This window comes from Myxococcus faecalis (assembly GCF_050039385.1).
In the GTDB taxonomy this organism is placed as follows: Bacteria; Myxococcota; Myxococcia; order Myxococcales; family Myxococcaceae; genus Myxococcus; species Myxococcus fulvus.
On sequence record NZ_CP144336.1, the window covers coordinates 5163082 to 5177529 of the forward strand.

14 protein-coding genes are annotated in these 14448 nt (G+C 70.3%); 7 read left to right on the forward strand and 7 right to left on the reverse strand.

From position 1 onward, the window contains the following. The first annotated feature begins 126 nt into the window (after positions 1–126). A complete protein-coding gene (gene mltA / locus VZQ01_RS20700) occupies positions 127–1341 on the forward strand; it encodes a murein transglycosylase A (RefSeq protein WP_426748763.1) in 1215 nt (404 codons plus the stop codon). Between the two features lie 19 nt (positions 1342–1360). Here mltA and VZQ01_RS20705 read toward each other — a convergent pair whose 3' ends face one another. Both VZQ01_RS20705 and VZQ01_RS20710 read right to left on the reverse strand, forming a co-directional pair. Further along, entirely contained in the window at positions 1361–2683 is a 1323-nt protein-coding gene (locus VZQ01_RS20705; RefSeq protein ID WP_426748764.1) for a DsbA family protein, read from the reverse strand. Between the two features lie 155 nt (positions 2684–2838). Continuing rightward, on the reverse strand, positions 2839–4029 hold the full coding sequence (locus VZQ01_RS20710; protein ID WP_408888634.1) for a hypothetical protein: 1191 nt from the start codon (positions 4027–4029) through the stop codon (positions 2839–2841). Between the two features lie 322 nt (positions 4030–4351). On the opposite strand from VZQ01_RS20710, the gene VZQ01_RS20715 reads away from it, so the two are divergent. Next, the gene (locus VZQ01_RS20715; protein ID WP_426748766.1) at positions 4352–5008 is read left to right on the forward strand and encodes a hypothetical protein; all 657 of its coding nucleotides are present in this window, start codon (positions 4352–4354) and stop codon (positions 5006–5008) included. 162 nt (positions 5009–5170) lie between these two features. Next, entirely contained in the window at positions 5171–5299 is a 129-nt protein-coding gene (locus VZQ01_RS20720; RefSeq protein WP_255653685.1) for a hypothetical protein, read from the forward strand. On the opposite strand, the gene VZQ01_RS20725 is transcribed toward VZQ01_RS20720, so the two are convergent. Further along, positions 5300–5899 carry a CDP-alcohol phosphatidyltransferase family protein gene (locus VZQ01_RS20725; protein ID WP_223750913.1) on the reverse strand — a complete coding sequence of 200 codons (600 nt, stop codon included), beginning with the start codon at positions 5897–5899 and terminating at the stop codon, positions 5300–5302. Positions 5900–6193: 294 nt separating this feature from the next. On the opposite strand from VZQ01_RS20725, the gene VZQ01_RS20730 reads away from it, so the two are divergent. Further along, positions 6194–7045: a DUF4846 domain-containing protein gene (locus tag VZQ01_RS20730; RefSeq protein WP_223750914.1), complete on the forward strand. Its 852-nt coding sequence runs from the start codon at positions 6194–6196 to the stop codon at positions 7043–7045. A 28-nt stretch (positions 7046–7073) separates the two neighbouring features. On the opposite strand, the gene VZQ01_RS20735 is transcribed toward VZQ01_RS20730, so the two are convergent. The 4 genes from VZQ01_RS20735 to VZQ01_RS20750 form a co-directional block, all read right to left on the reverse strand. Then, positions 7074–8138: a fatty acid desaturase family protein gene (locus VZQ01_RS20735; protein ID WP_426748767.1), complete on the reverse strand. Its 1065-nt coding sequence runs from the start codon at positions 8136–8138 to the stop codon at positions 7074–7076. 317 nt (positions 8139–8455) lie between these two features. After that, positions 8456–9748: a cytochrome P450 gene (locus VZQ01_RS20740; RefSeq protein ID WP_223785810.1), complete on the reverse strand. Its 1293-nt coding sequence runs from the start codon at positions 9746–9748 to the stop codon at positions 8456–8458. A gap of 420 nt (positions 9749–10168) precedes the next feature. Continuing rightward, positions 10169–10579 (reverse strand): STAS/SEC14 domain-containing protein, encoded by a 411-nt coding sequence (locus VZQ01_RS20745; RefSeq protein WP_426748768.1) that lies wholly within the window; start codon positions 10577–10579, stop codon positions 10169–10171. 154 nt (positions 10580–10733) lie between these two features. Next, positions 10734–11153 (reverse strand): STAS/SEC14 domain-containing protein, encoded by a 420-nt coding sequence (locus VZQ01_RS20750; protein ID WP_141332792.1) that lies wholly within the window; start codon positions 11151–11153, stop codon positions 10734–10736. Between the two features lie 216 nt (positions 11154–11369). On the opposite strand from VZQ01_RS20750, the gene VZQ01_RS20755 reads away from it, so the two are divergent. From VZQ01_RS20755 to VZQ01_RS20765, 3 genes are all read left to right on the forward strand, one after another. Continuing rightward, positions 11370–12638 carry an ABC transporter substrate-binding protein gene (locus VZQ01_RS20755; RefSeq protein WP_426748769.1) on the forward strand — a complete coding sequence of 423 codons (1269 nt, stop codon included), beginning with the start codon at positions 11370–11372 and terminating at the stop codon, positions 12636–12638. A gap of 85 nt (positions 12639–12723) precedes the next feature. Continuing rightward, the gene (locus tag VZQ01_RS20760) at positions 12724–13608 is read left to right on the forward strand and encodes a carbohydrate ABC transporter permease (RefSeq protein ID WP_426748770.1); all 885 of its coding nucleotides are present in this window, start codon (positions 12724–12726) and stop codon (positions 13606–13608) included. Further along, positions 13605–14417: a carbohydrate ABC transporter permease gene (locus VZQ01_RS20765; protein WP_426748771.1), complete on the forward strand. Its 813-nt coding sequence runs from the start codon at positions 13605–13607 to the stop codon at positions 14415–14417. The genes VZQ01_RS20760 and VZQ01_RS20765 overlap by 4 nt, the downstream gene beginning before the upstream one ends. Positions 14418–14448: the final 31 nt, after the last annotated feature.

Genomic DNA, 14448 nt, shown 5'->3' on the forward strand with positions numbered 1-14448 from the left:
GGGTCCGGGCGCGAGGGCTCCCCCGTCGCTGAGGGCTGGGACGTGTCGTCGGCGGCCCGTGGCTTCCCGGCACGGCGCTGTCCGGAAGTGTCGCCCGTGCACGGGCTGGAGTAGGTACGAGGGGTGATGCCCACCCGGTCCTCTCGTCGCCTTGGGTTGCTGTGCCTGCTGCTCGTCTGCGCCGCGTGCGCGCGTGCGCCCCGTCCCCCTGTCACGCGTCCGCAAGATGCGCTGGTCGCCGAGCTCGCCTCCAACGTGGCGCTCATGGACGACGCGGACCCGGCGTCGCTGCGCGTGGCGTTGGACCAGAGCCTCAGCTGGCTGCGGACCCGACCCGTGGACCACCGCTTCGTCTACGGGCCTCGCGAGGTGACGGCCGGCGAGCTGGTCTCCGCGCTGGAGCGGCTGCGCGCGCGGCTGACCGACGGCATGTCCTCGCTCGACGTGTCCAAGGCGGTGATGGAGGACTTCGAGCTGCTGGAGTCCGCGGGCGGCGAGGACGGCACGGTGCTCTTCACCGGCTATTACGAGCCGGTCATCGAGGCGAGCCTCGCGCCCACGGCCGAGTACAGTATCCCCGTGCTCTCCGCGCCGGACGACCTCATCGAAGTCCCGCTGGAGCCCTTCGCGGAGCGCTTCGCCTCCGAGCGCGTCTTCGGCCGGCTCGAGGGCAGGCGCGTCGTCCCCTACTGGAACCGCGCCGAGATTCGCGGAGGGAAGCTGGGCGAGCGCAAGCTGGAGCTCGCGTGGGTGAAGGACCCGGTGTCGCTGTTCTTCATGGAGGTGCAGGGCAGCGGCACGCTGCGCCTCATCGACGGCACCGAGCGACGCGTGGGCTACGCCGCGTCGAACGGCCGCCCGTACCGCAGCATCGGCGCGCTGCTCATCCAGGAAGGCGCCATCCCTCGCGAGCAGATGTCCATGCAGGCCCTGCGCGCGTGGCTCGCGGCGAACCCGAGCGAGCGCGAGCGCGTGCTCGACTACAACGAGTCCTATGTCTTCTTCCGCTTCCTGCCGGGCGCGGCGGTGGGCTCACTGGGGCGCGAGGTGACGCCGGGGCGCTCCATCGCCACCGACGCGCGCCTGTTCCCGAAGGGGGGCCTCGCCTTCATCCACACGGACCATCCGGTGCGGATGGCGGACGGCTCGGTGCAGTGGCGGCCGTTGTCGCGCTTCGTCTTCAACCAGGACACGGGCGGCGCCATCCGGGGCGCGGGCCGCGTGGATGTCTTCTGGGGCCGAGGCTCCCAGGCGGAGCTCGCCGCCGGCATGATGAAGCAGAAGGGCCGGCTGCTCTTCCTGGTGCCCAAGCCCCGCGCCCCCGCCGTGACGGCGCGGTGACGCGGGGCACGCAGGCGCGCTAGCGCGTGGCCACGCCGGCCTTCTTCAGCTCCTCGTCGATGACGCGGCGGAACTGGTCCACCGGCACCGCGCCGAGGATGGGCCGGCCGTTGATGAAGAACGTGGGCGTCCCCCCGGCGCCCACGCGCGTGCCCTCGCGCGAGTCCTCGGCGATGACCGCGTCGAACTTCCCGGAGTCGAGCGCCTGGTTGAAGCGCGCCACATCCAACCCCAGCTGCTTCGCGTAGCCCTCCAGCGCGGGTCGCCCGAGCTGGCGCTGGTTGGCGAAGAGCAGGTCGTGGAACTCCCAGAACTTCCCCTGCTCATGTGCCGCCAGGGACGCCGCGGCCGCGAGCTTCGCGTTCGGGTGGTTGGGCAGCGGCTGGTGCTTGAAGGCCACGCGCAGCTTGCCCTCGTACTCCTTCTCCAGCGTCTTGAGCGTGGGCACGGCGCGCGAGCAGAACGGGCACTCGAAGTCCGACCACGCCACCAGCGTGACGGGCGCGTTGGCGGGGCCGCGCGACGGCGCCTTGCCCACCTCCACCTGCTGGCGAGCCCCCTCCGCGGGTGCGGGCGGCGCGGGCGGGCGGTCCACGCCGCGCTCGATGGTGCGCGCATAGACCTCCGCGCGCGGCACGCCGCCCTTCACCAGCGCCTCCGCCTTCGCCAGCTCCTCGTCGATGACGCCGGTGAAGACCTCCACCGGCTGCGCGCCGTTGATGAAGCGTCCGTTGACGAAGAAGGCCGGGGTGCCGGTGGCGCCGACCAGGCGGGCCAGGTTCTCGTCGCGGCGCACGCGCTCGGCGAGCTTCGGGTCCGCGCGGTCCTTCTTCCAGCGCTCCACATCCAACTTCAGCTCCTTCGCATAGCGCTCCAGGTCCTCCTCCTGCTGCGCGCGCGGATTGGAGAAGAGGACGTCGTGGAACTCCCAGAACCTGCCCTGCTCCCCGGCGGCCAGCGCGGCGAGGGCGGCGGGCCGGGCGCGCGGGTGGCGGTCCAGCGGGAGGTGCTTCATCACCAGGCGCAGCTTGTCGCCGTAGCGCTGCTGGAGCTGCTTCACGGTGCCGTGGCCGCGCGAGCAGAAGGGGCACTCGTAGTCGGAGAACTCCACCAGCGTGACGAGCGCGGACTCGGAGCCCTGGACGAGCGAGCCATCCACGGGGACCTTGTAGACGACGGGCGAGATGGGAGGCCGCTGCCGGGCGGAGGGCGGGGCCGCGGCCGCGGACGGCGCGCGCGGAGCTTCCGCGACCTTGGCGGGCACGGGCGCGAAAGTGCGTCCTCCCACGAACCCCAACACGAGCCCCACGACGAGGCTCACCCACACGGATGCTTTGTGCACGACGCGACTCCCGGAATGAAGACACACCCCGGGCGCGGTCGGCCCGAGCCACCGAGGGGCCGGGCGCGTGTGGCCCGGCGTCCCTTCAGTGCGGCGAGGGCGCGGGAAGTTTCAGCGCGCATTTCCGACGCGCGCCGGAGCGGGCCGCCGCCGCGTCAGCCGAGCCGACGGCGGACCTCGTCGTCCCCGGAGGTGAAGGGCGTGGGGAGCGTCCAGAGCGCCGAGGGGTGGCGGTAGCCCAGCTCGAAGGCGGTGAGGATGGCGGGCCAGCGGTCCGCGAGCAGGGCCCAGTTGTACTCGGTGGGCTTCGAGGTGAGCGGGTTGGAGTCGCGGTCTCGCTGCGTGGCCGCGTAGTCGGCGAAGTTCCACGCCACCGTGCCCAGCTCCAGGCGCAGCAGCGGTGTCATCGCCAGGGTGAGGTCCGCGCGGGAGATTTCACCGGGGAGCCGCTCGGGAGGCGTGAAGGCGGGCTGCACGGCGTCCGCCTGCTCGCGCCAGGCGAAGCAGTTGTTGGCGACCTGGATGAGCGCATCCCGCGCGGCGGGGCCGGGGCACTGTCGGGCGCGCTCCAGCAGCGCGAAGCCGGCCACCACGAGGCTCATGGCGGACATGCCCGGGAAGCGGCGCGCGAAGTCGGAGGGGGCGGGCTTCTCGTGGGTGAGGCCCTGCAGGACGGTGAAGGCGTGCTGGGACTCGTCGGGCTTCGCGCCCGCGAGGGTGAAGTCGCTCAGCACGCGCTCGGGGGTGACGCCGCCCGTGTCGGGTCTCCAGTCGAGGTAGCGCAGGGCCGCGCCGCCGATGTCGGTGAAGATGGCGACGTTGCCCTCGTTGAGCATGCGCTCCAGGGTGATGGCGAGCGACTCCGCCTTGTCGAGCGGCAGGATTCCCGGGGCCTGGAAGAACAGCCGCGCGAAGCGATGCGCGGTGGCCCAGAGCGTGCGCGGGTCCCCGAGCGGCTCCAGGTTCATGGCCCCCGCGAGCGCGCCGAGCGCGGTGGCCGCGTCCTGGGGCAGGCCATGTCCACCGAGCGCCTCGGAGAGCTGCTCCGCGCCCTTCCGCGCGGTGCCCGTGAGGCCCATGCGGTCATAGGTCCGGGCGGGGCTGGGGAGGGGCTCGCCCTGCGCGAGGTCGATGATGCGCCGGGCGATGGCCGCGCCGAGCATGCCCTTGCCGGCCTCGTGCGAGGCATGGATGGCGAAGGCGAACCAACCGGGTGTGGCCTGGCTGCCGTGCGTCGGATGGAACTCCGGGTCCACCAGCTCCTGGAGCGTGCGCGCCAGGCGCGTGTAGCCCTCGGTGATGAACCGGTTCTGCTGGAGCGGTGTGCCGGCGGGGACCCCCGTCACCGGCGCGAGCAGCTCCGGCGCGGGTGCGCTCAGGGCGTTGGCGGGCGGGGGCCAGTTCGGAACACGAAACCCGGGTTGGGTGGGCGTCTCCTCGGGGGATTTCGTCGTGATGGCCGTGCTCCGGAGCCGGGGTGGGGCCGCACTATCGCCCGATTCGCGGCGGCAGGCAGGTGTGTTGCCGTGCCTGGTGCCGAAGGGGCGCACTCCCGGCGGCTTGCTCCCCGTGCGCCGGCCTGCCCTGTCGCTGGTTGTCCATGGGTGGGCAGGCCCCATCTTCCAAGGACGAAGGGAGGCCGTGACCATGCGTCATAGAGCGGCTGGGATGGCGGTGGCGGTCGCGGGCTTCTGCGTCCTGTTGTGCGGCGGGGGTTGCACGGCGAACGCGCAGTCGAACGAGGCCCCGAAGACGACCTCGGCGGTGGCGGCGCCCTCGCGTCAGGCAGCGCCCTCGGCGGGCGAGGTGTCCGAGCTGTGGAACAGCATCTCGGGGCTGCGCGCGGAGGTGCGCCAGCTGCGCCAGGAGGTCTCCAGGCTGCGGGCCCAGGTGGACGCGGGAGCGCCGCGCGGCACGGACGCCCAGGCCCAAGGCACGGGCGCGCAAGCACCAGGCACGGATGCTCAAGCACAAGGCACGGGCGGCTCGGGCACCCAGCCGCGCCCCGAGGACGGCACGGGGACGGCGCGCGATGTCCCGCCCGCGGGGACGACCTTGCCGGCGCCGGTGGGGACCGCGGTGGTGAAGGCCACGTACTCGGGCGTGGTGCGCTCGGTGGCGCCGCCGGAGGTCGTCATCGGACAGGACTCCGGTGAGGCGCTGACGCTGGAGGTAGGCCCCAGGACGCGCGTGCTGCGGGAGGGTCGGAGCATCGGCGTGCGAGAGCTGGACCCGGGAGACCGCGTCTACGCGGTGGTGGACATGGTGGGCCGACACGAGACGATAGAAATCTCGGTGGTGCGGAAGGAGGACCCCGAGGACTGAGGGCGCGAGGTCCGCTCGCGTCAGTCGTCCGCTCCCAGCCTCGTCGTCGCACGAAGGGAGGTTCCCGTCATGACGGCCTTTGACCGATACCGCGCACTCCTGCGCAAAGTCTCGAATGTGCGAGCGCGACATCCGGAAGGTGGCTCGCCCGAGGAAGATGCCTTGCTGGACGACCTGGACGACGTCTGGTCGGAGATGAGCGAGGGTGAGCGCGCCGCGGTGGCTTCCGAGCGCGCCCAAATCCTGGGGCTCGCGGAGTCGGAGGACTCCGCCCCGCCGCCCCCGGGCTGATTACTTGCGAGCCGTGGGCATGGGCGTCCCCCGCGTCCCATGCCCGTCGCCCACGGGAGGCCGCGCGGCCTCACGAGGCTTCATCCGGGCTCGCAGCACCGCGCGCGTGTAGTCCACCACCGACGCCAGCGACAGCAGGGCGATGAGCGCCACCAGCGGGCGCACCGCCGGGGGGAACAGCAGCACGCACAACAGCGCGAGCAGCTGCAGCGAGGTGACCACCTTGCCGAGCATCCGCGCCTTGAGCTCCACGCGCCGCAGGGCGGGCACCCCTCGCGCGACGACGAAGCCCACCGCGGTGCCGATGTCGCGCACGAGCAGGAGCAGCACCTCCGGCAGGGACACCAGCCCGTCCAGGTAGCACACGAGGATGGCCGTCACCATGAAGGCGCGGTCGGCCACCGGGTCGATGAGCGCGCCCAGCCGTGTGGCCAGCCCCTTGTTGCGCGCAATCCATCCGTCCAGGAAGTCCGACAGCGCCGCCAGCACGACGAGCGTCGCCCGCACCATCGCGTCGGGCACGAGGATGAAGGCCACCGCCATGGGCAGCCGGGACAGCGACAGGATGTTGAGCAGCACGAGGCTCGCCTGGCGGCGCATCTTCTCGCAAAGGTAGTGCTCGCCCGTGGTCACGCACCTGCCGTGGAGGACGGGCTGTCGTCGTTCCACTGGTCGTCACCCGGACAGAGGGCAGGCGACCTCACCGCCCCGCATTCGAGGGCTGCGAGGGAACTTCCGGCCGGCGACAATCCTCCCAGCAAGAGCCCCGAAGCCTCCTGGAGTCCCACGCTCGTGATTGCCCCCGAACACCCGTCCGTCCTCCCTCGCCGCTCCTGGCTCCTGGTCGCCGCGCTCCTGGGCCCGGGCCTCGCCGGCGCCGCCCCGTCCCTGGACGTGCGAGGCGAAGTGCTCACGAGGACCGTCGCCCAGGCCCCTGTGTCCGACGCCGAGCCCCGGGCCCCCACGCGCGAGGAGCTCGCCCGCTACACGTGGCTGTCGGAGGACGCGCGCATCCGTCCGCTGGACCTCGCCGTGCCCCCACCGGAGGGCTACACGCGAGTGGGCGTGGAGGCGGGCACGTTCGCCGCGTGGCTGCGCGGCCTGCCCCTGCGCGCGCCGGGGACACCCGTGCTGCACTTCAAGGGGGGACAGGTGTTGCCCGCGGACGACGCGCGGCTGGCCGCGGTGGCGGAGCTGGACATCGGCACGGCCAACCTCCAGCAGTGCGCGGACTCCGTCATCCGGCTGCACGCCGAGTGGCTGTGGTCCGCGAACCAGAAGGAGCGCATCGCCTACCGCTTCACCAGCGGCCACCTGGCCTCGTGGACGAAGTACGCCTCCGGTGAGCGGGCGAGGATCTCCGGCTCCAAGGTGACGTGGGTGAAGAGCGCGGCGGCGGACAGCTCGCGCGGCGCGTTCCGCGCCTACCTGGACCTGGTCTTCATGTACGCGGGCACGCTGTCGCTGGAGGGCGCCAAGGGCCGGCCCACGAAGGACGACGTGCGTCCCGGGGACTTCTTCGTGCTGGGCGGCAGCCCGGGACACGCGGTGCTGGTGCTGGACGTGGCGGCCGACGCGGGGGGCCGCCGCGTGGCGCTGCTGGGCCAGGGGTTCATGCCCGCCCAGGACTTCCACATCCTGTCAGGGGGAGGGGACACCGGGCCCTGGTTCCCGCTGGAGACCGACGCGGTGGCCACGCCCTTCTGGAAGCCCTTCCCCTGGACGTCGCTGCGCCGCTTCCCCTGAAGGGAGGCCGCGAGCGCGCGCCCGGGCGCTACGAGTGCAGCGGCAGCCGGACGCCCGAGGTCTGCGGCGGCGGCGCGGCGGGCAGCGACTCCTCCAACCCGGAGCCCGGCGTGCGCGTCAGGTACTGCACCAGGCTGTTGTGCTTGCCCAGGTACGTGTCGAAGCGGTTCACCCCGTCCTCGAGCAGCCCCGCCTGGTCCAGCGCGTCGTGCATCACCGGCAGGTTGTAGAAGGGCACGGACGGGAACGCGTGGTGCGTCAGGTGGTAGTTGCAGTTGAGCGGCGCCACGAAGAAGTTCTCCAGCAGCGTGCCCTTCACGTCGCGCGTCTCGCGCGTCTCGTCGCCCTTGGGCTCGATGTCCAGCGGGTGCTCGCCCAGGGCGCGCATCCGGAAGAACGCCATCATCACCGTCGTCGTGGGCAGCACCCACAGGAGCAGCCAGTGCAGCCACGCGCCCGTCGTCACCAGCGTGGTGACCAGCAGCGCCACGTACGTCCAGTAGCGAGCGTGCTCGGCGGCGCTGATGCGGGGCCTGGCGCCACCCAACAGCCGCCCCCAGTACGTCCAGGGCAGCACCACCTTCAGGTGGTTGGGCGCGTACAGGCCCAGCGCGTCGCCCACGAACACCGCCGCGGCGCGCAGCGGCGTGCGCGGGAAGTGCCAGGACGCGTCGTCCTGCATGGAGGCCCAGTACGGGTCCTGCGGCGTGTTGACGTACCGGTGGTGCTCCATGTGCTGGTGCCGGTAGCCCGCCGTCGTCATGTTCAGCGGGAAGGCGCACAGGAAGTCCGCCACCACGTCGCCCACCTTCCGGTTGGACAGGAAGTGGTAGTGCGCCGCCTCGTGCATCAGCGCCAGCATCGCGTGCTGCCGCGTGGCGATGATGAGCGCCGCGATGGGCCACGCCCACCACCGGTCCACCCACACCACCCCGGCGAACGCCGCCACGATGACGAGCCACTGGGAGGCGAGCGCCCACACCGCCCGAGCATTGCTCACCCGCGACATCTCCCGGGTCAGCTTGGACAGCGCCTGGCGGTCGACGCGCCGCGCGATTTGGACATCCGCCTCGTCAACGACTTCGGCGTACATGAGGGGGCTCCTTCGTTTCACGAGCAAGCGGGGTATTCCAGGACTCTTTCTCGCAAGAACGGCCAGTATGGCAAGAAATTTCTCTCTGTAACGTACGCACGCCCTTTTCAAACAGCCAGAAGCAGTCCGCGAAAACCCCTTGGGGGTCAACAATGACTGCCTTTTGAAGCCCCAGGCGGGTGTGATTGGACTCTGGTGGGAGGGATTCGGTCACTGAAGTCAGACGCCAGACATGCGCGGGGCCCTGGAGACCGATGAAGGTCCACAGGGCCCCGGGCAACGACATGGGAGCTGTCACGCGCGAGGCGTGAGCGGGCTCAAGGCGTGGCGTCCCACTCCACCTTGAGGTGCCGCATCTGGCGCAGGACGATGCTCTGCCACGTGCCGTAGTCCTGGTTGGGCACCAGGCGCGGGTGGGCGACGGCCTCCACGAGGATGCGGGTGGTGATTTGGGTCTGGAGGCGGGCCAGCGGCGCGCCCAGGCAGAAGTGGATGCCGCGGCCGTAGGTGAGGTGCTGGGGCGGCTTCTCGCGGTCCACGTCCAGCTTGTTCGCGTGCGGGCAGAGTGACTCGTCGCGGCTGCCGGCCGCGTACAGCAGCAGCAGCCGGGAGCCCTTGGGCAGTTGGATGCCGCCCACCTCCACGTCCTCCAGGGCGGTGCGAATCATGGCGTGCTGGACGGAGTCGAAGCGGCTGCCCTCCTCGATGAACTTGGGGATGAGCTCCGGGTCCTCCCGGAGACGTCCCCACAGGCCGTGCTCGAGCGCCAGCTTCCAGGTGTTGGCCATCAGCGCCGTGGTGGACTCGTGGCCGGCGGACAGGAAGGACGCGCCGATGGCCATCACCAGCTCGTGCACGCTCAGCGCCTCGCCGTCCGCCTCCACCTCCACCAGGTAGCTGGTCAGGTCCTCACGGGGCGCCTTGCGCCGCTCCTCGATGAGGTTGACGCAGTAGCGCTGGAACTCCAGCACCCCCCGCGCCATCTCCGCCTGCTTCTCCGCGGGCACGTGCTCGAAGGTGAGCGACTGCCAGTCCGCGCTCCACTTCTTTATCTTCCACACGTCCTGCTGGGGCACGCCCATGACGCCGAGGATGACGTGGGCCGGCAGCGGATAGGCCAGCTGCTCCACCAGGTCCGCGTGCCCGTCCTTGGCGAAGCGGCCAATCAGCTCGCGCGCCATCTTCTCGATGAAGGGCTCCATCCCGGCGATGCGCTGCGCGGTGAAGCCCCGGTTCATCAGGCGCCTGAGGCGCGTGTGGTCCGGCGGGTCCATGCCCAAGAGCACGTGGGCGATGGGGAAGCCCTGCGACAGGATGTTCTTGGCCTCCTCCGTGAGCTGGGTGCCGCTCACCAGCATGTCCCGGTTGGAGAAGCGCGTCGTCTCCTTGAGGACCTGGAGGATGTCGTCGTGGCGGCTGACCAACCACATGCCGAGCATGGGGTTGAAGCTGACGGGCTCCTCCTTGCGCAGCCGCTCGAAGAACGGGTGGGGGTTGTCCACGTGCGGCCCCGCGAAGGGGTTGTACTGGGCGCCCAGGTGGGGGCAGCGCCCTGTCGGGGCGTGGGCCGGGACTCCGGTCTCTTCCTGCTTCTGAACCGTCACGGGCATGGTGTCACTCGCAGTTCGAGCGCGGGCCCCCCAGCTCACCGCTCGGACATGGGTTGATTGAGGCGTGGGGCACAGCCGGTCCGGAGCCAGGACGAGGGAATTACCGGGCGAGTTGGAGGCTCTGGAGTGACCGCCTATACAACGATTCCCGACTATTGAGCCAGTGGGGGAGGATTTTTATAGTCTGGCTGGCCTCTGTCCACGGCGGGAAGATGCGCTATTCCTGAAATGTGCCGGATTTCAGACGGTTGGCGGGCCCCGTCGGCCGCAAGTCGGCTCGGATTCTGAGGAAGAGGGAGGCAGGGGAGGGACGGCCGGGGAGCGCGAGCGGGCTCGACCGCGGTGTCACCAGGGGTGGCCTCGGGGGCCCCGGGGAGGGGGCCGCCACGAAAGCCAGACGGACGGCGGGTGCGGCGAGCTTCAGCCGCTCTTGCGGACGTTGGCGTGGCGCTGCTGCTCCACCCAGGCGTGGGCCTCGGCCATCGTCTTGACGAACTCCGTCTTGAACTCGGTCTTGCCGGTCAGGAACATGCCCAGGGAGATGACCTTGCCGAAGGTCTGCTGGACCATGTCCGCGCCCACGTAGACGCAGCCCTTGAACCACTCCGGCTTGCTGTTGTCGGACAGGTAGCGGCGCGCCTCCGCCTGGAGCTGCGAGTTGCCGATGTCCGCAATCATGAAGTAGGGGCCGGCCTTGGCGACCTGGCTGTAGATTTCAACGGCCCGCTTCATGTCCTCCAGGTTCAGCATGCCGCTGAACACCGCCACCAGCACGTCCTGCTGCTCGTGGCGAATCTGGTGCGCACCGAACTTCCATTCCTGTTGCTGCATGGGCACTCCCTCTGAGCTGGCCACACAAGCATACAACCCGTGGCCCACGGGAGCGAGAATCCAGTCTTCGCCTTCAAACCGCGACTTGAGGACGACCCTGGGTCTGGAATGGGACAGCGGGGGTGTCGCCCGGCACACAGCCGGGCCTCGCGTCTCAGCCCGCCTTGCGCTGCTGTCGGGCGCGGTGCTGGTCGACCCAGGTGCGCGCGTCCGCGAGGGTGTCGACGAAGGTGGTGTCGAAGCTCGTCTTGCCTGTGTAGAGCATGGCGAGCGAGATGGCCTTGCCGAAGGTCTTCTGGACGATGTCGGCGCCCACGTAGACGCAGCCCTTGAACCACTCGCTCTTGTTGTTCTCGGAGAGGTAGCGCCGGCCGGCGGCCTCGATTTGGGAGCGGCCGATTTCCGCGACGATGTAGTAGGGGCCCAGAATCGTGAACAGCTCCGCGTAGACCTCGGAGGTGCGCTTCACGTCGTCCAGGGTGATGGGGCCTTCGAAGGTCGCCACCGCCATGTCGGCTGATTCGATGCGAACGCGGTGCGCGCCGAACTTCCACTCCCGAGGCTTCTCCGCCATGTGCTCCCCCACCCAGAGGTCCTGTCTGTCCGAAGAATAACGCCCGCTCCCGGGCAGAAGGCAAACAGACGTCCCGAGTTGTGTGCCCGAAGTTCCAGGGAGACGTTTTTCTCCACATGCACACGAATTACGTGGTGCCGGGGTGTTCGGGTGAGAACGGGGGCGGTGCGGGTGTGTTGACGGTGGGGGGGCGGGAGGGGCTCATGCCGGGTTCCCATGGCTCGCCCGTTCTTCTTCTCGCTCGTGCTGGGGCTCGTCTTGGTGGCGCTGGGGTGTCGGCGCGGGGAGGGTGAGCGCGAGCGGGGGGCGCGGCTGGTGCTGAAGTACCAGCCGCTGTGGGGGCCTCCGGAGCCGTTCCGGGAGCTCTTGGCGGGCTTCGAGGAGGCGCACCCCGGGGTGACGTTGGTGACGGAGGCGTTGCCGAACTCGTCGGACCTGGCGCACCAGTTCTTCCTCACGTCGTTGGAGGGGGGGGCGGCGGACTTCGACGTGCTGGTGGCGGACGTGGTGTGGGTGCCGGAGTTCGCGCGGGCGGGGTGGATAGCGGACCTGTCCGAGGCCTTCCCGCCCGAGCGGCTGCGCGAGGAGTTCCTGCCGGGGCCGGTGGAGGCGGTGGTGGTGGATGGGAGGACGTACGCGGTGCCGTGGTACCTGGACGTGGGGGTGCTGTACTACCGGACGGATTTGGTGCCTCGGGCGCCGCGCACGTACGCGGAGCTGGAGCGGTTCGCGTTGGAGGCGAAGGCGAAGGCGCCGGGGGTGCAGGGCTTCGTGTGGCAGGGGCGGCAGTACGAGGGCCTGAGCTGCAACGTGTACGAGGCGCTGTGGGGGCACGGTGGGCAGGCGTTGGGGGAGGACGGGCGCGTGTTGTTGGACACGGAGGCGGGGCGCGAGGCGCTCGGGTATCTGCGCGGGCTGCTGACGCGCGGGGTGTCTCCGGAGACGGTGATGGGGTTCGGCGAGGAGGAGGCGCGGCGCGTGTTCCAGGAGGGGCGCGCGGTGTTCATGCGCAACTGGCCGTATGCGTGGAGCGAGGCGCAGAAGGAGGGCTCGCCCATTCGCGGGAAGGTGGGCATGGCGCCCCTGCCCACGGTGAGTGGGGAGCCTGGGTTCGGGACGCTGGGTGGGTATCAGCTCGCGGTGAACGCGCGGGTGTCACCGGAGCGCAGGAGGCTCGCGGAGAAGCTCATCGCGCACCTGACGTCGCCGGAGGCGAACCTGGTGCTGGCGGTGCACTACGCGCGCAACCCGCCGAGAGCGGCGGTGTATGACGATGCGAGGTTGAAACAGAGCTCACCGTTCATCGCGAGCCTGCGTGAGATGGTGGAGCGCGCGCGGCCCCGGCCGGTGACGCCGTACTACAACCTGATTTCGGATGTGTTGCAGAGCGAGTTCTCCGCGGCGGTGGCGGGGATTCGCACGCCCGAGGAGGCCTTGGGGCGGGCGCAGAAGCAGGTGGACCACCTGATGGGGGAGGGGCGATGAGCGGGCTCGCGGTGGGGTGGGCTCGGTGCGGCCGTGCCTCGGGTGGATGGATGCGGCTGCTGTGTGCGCACGAGCGGGAGGCGCGATGAGCGAGCCGGTGCGTGGCTCGCTGGAGCGGGAGCGCCGGCAGGCGTACTGGTTGGTGGCGCCGGCGGTGGTGGTGCTGGCGGGCGTGGCGCTGTACCCGATTCTCGCGGCGGTGTGGCTGAGCCTGCACCGCTTCATCCTCGTCTTCGGCGAGCGGAGGTTCGTGGGGCTGGGGAACTACGCGTACCTGTTGGGGGACGCGCGGTTCTGGGCCGCGCTGGGGAACACGGCGTACTTCACGGCGGTGGCGGTGGCGGTGGAGTTGCTGCTCGCGGTGCCGCTGGCGCTGCTGCTCCAGAGGTCCTTCCCGGGGCGAGGTTTGTTACGAGCCTCGGTGCTGGTGCCCTGGGCGATTCCCACCGTGGTGAGCGCGAGGCTGTGGGCGTGGATGTTCAATCCGGACTACGGGCTCATCAATCGCTTGCTGCTCGGACAGGACATCAACTGGCTGGGGGCGCCGGGGTACGCGCTGCACGCGGCGATACTGGTGGACGTGTGGAAGACGACGCCCTTCGTGGCGCTGTTGGTGTTGGCCGGGCTGCAAGGGATTCCGGAGGACCTGTACAAGGCGGCGCGGGTGGACGGGGCTTCACCGTGGAGAATCTTCCGGTCGATAACGCTGCCGTTGCTCAATCCGGCGCTGTTGCTGGCGGTGCTGTTCCGCTCGTTGGATGCGTTCCGGGTGTTCGACGCCATCTACGTGCTGACGGAGGGCGGGCCGGCGAACACGACGGAGACGTTGAGCATCTACGCGTACAAGACGCTGATGCGCTCGGGGGACTTCGGGTACGGGAGCACGTTGTCGGTGGCGACGTTCCTGTGCGTGGTGGTGCTGGCGGCGGTGTGGCTGCGGCTGTTGGGGCGCGAGGAGCGGGCGCGATGAGACAGCGCGTGGGGTTGGGGACGGCGCTGGCGGTGGTGGCGTTCCTGACGTTCTTCCTGGGGCCGTTCTTCTGGCAGGTGCTGACGAGCCTGTGGCCAGACGGAGAGCTGACCCGGCCGTGGCCGTCGCATCTGACGTGGGAGAGCTACGCGAGCGTGCTGTGGGGGCGGCCGTTCCTGCGGGTGGTGGTGAACTCGCTGGTGGTGGCGGCGCTGACGACGGCGTTCTGCCTGGTGGTGGGCTCGGCGGCGGCGTTCGCGCTGGCGAAGCTGGAGTTCCGGGGGAAGGGGCTGCTGTTGAGCGCGGCGCTGGCTGTGAGCATGTTCCCGCCGATTGCGACGGTGAGCCCGCTGTATCTCATCCTGCGCGCGGTGGGGTTGCGAGACAGCCTGGTGGGGCTGGCGTTGCCCTATGCGACGTTCGCGATGCCGTTGACCTTGTGGGTGCTGACGTCGTTCTTCAAGCAGCTGCCGGATGAGCTGTATCGGGCGGCGAGGGTGGACGGGTGCACGCCGTTCCAGGCGTTCCGGCGGGTGTTGTTACCCCTGGCGGCGCCGGGGCTCGCGACGACGGCGATATTGGTGTTCATCTTCGCGTGGAACGAGTTCCTGTTCGCGCTGACGTTCCTGACGACGCCGGAGAAGCGCACGGTGCCCGTGGCCATCAGCCTGTTCGCCAGCGAGTACCGTGAGCCGTGGGGAGAGATTGCCGCGGCCTCCGTGGTGGCGACGCTGCCCCTGGTGGTGCTGACCGTGTTGTTCCAGCGGAGGATTGTGTCCGGGCTCACGGCGGGGGCGGTGAAGGAGTAGGGCGCACGGGGTGGGAGAGACCCGCCCCCGC

Coding starts and splice junctions, on each gene's coding strand:
- mltA (WP_426748763.1), top strand. CDS start 127: ATGCCCACCCGGTCCTCTCGTCGCCTTGGGTTGCTGTGCCTGCTGCTC.
- VZQ01_RS20715 (WP_426748766.1), top strand. CDS start 4,352: ATGGCGGTGGCGGTCGCGGGCTTCTGCGTCCTGTTGTGCGGCGGGGGT.
- VZQ01_RS20725 (WP_223750913.1), bottom strand. CDS start 5,899: ATGCGCCGCCAGGCGAGCCTCGTGCTGCTCAACATCCTGTCGCTGTCC.
- VZQ01_RS20735 (WP_426748767.1), bottom strand. CDS start 8,138: ATGTACGCCGAAGTCGTTGACGAGGCGGATGTCCAAATCGCGCGGCGC.
- VZQ01_RS20740 (WP_223785810.1), bottom strand. CDS start 9,748: ATGCCCGTGACGGTTCAGAAGCAGGAAGAGACCGGAGTCCCGGCCCAC.
- VZQ01_RS20745 (WP_426748768.1), bottom strand. CDS start 10,579: ATGCAGCAACAGGAATGGAAGTTCGGTGCGCACCAGATTCGCCACGAG.
- VZQ01_RS20750 (WP_141332792.1), bottom strand. CDS start 11,153: ATGGCGGAGAAGCCTCGGGAGTGGAAGTTCGGCGCGCACCGCGTTCGC.
- VZQ01_RS20755 (WP_426748769.1), top strand. CDS start 11,370: ATGGCTCGCCCGTTCTTCTTCTCGCTCGTGCTGGGGCTCGTCTTGGTG.
- VZQ01_RS20760 (WP_426748770.1), top strand. CDS start 12,724: ATGAGCGAGCCGGTGCGTGGCTCGCTGGAGCGGGAGCGCCGGCAGGCG.
- VZQ01_RS20765 (WP_426748771.1), top strand. CDS start 13,605: ATGAGACAGCGCGTGGGGTTGGGGACGGCGCTGGCGGTGGTGGCGTTC.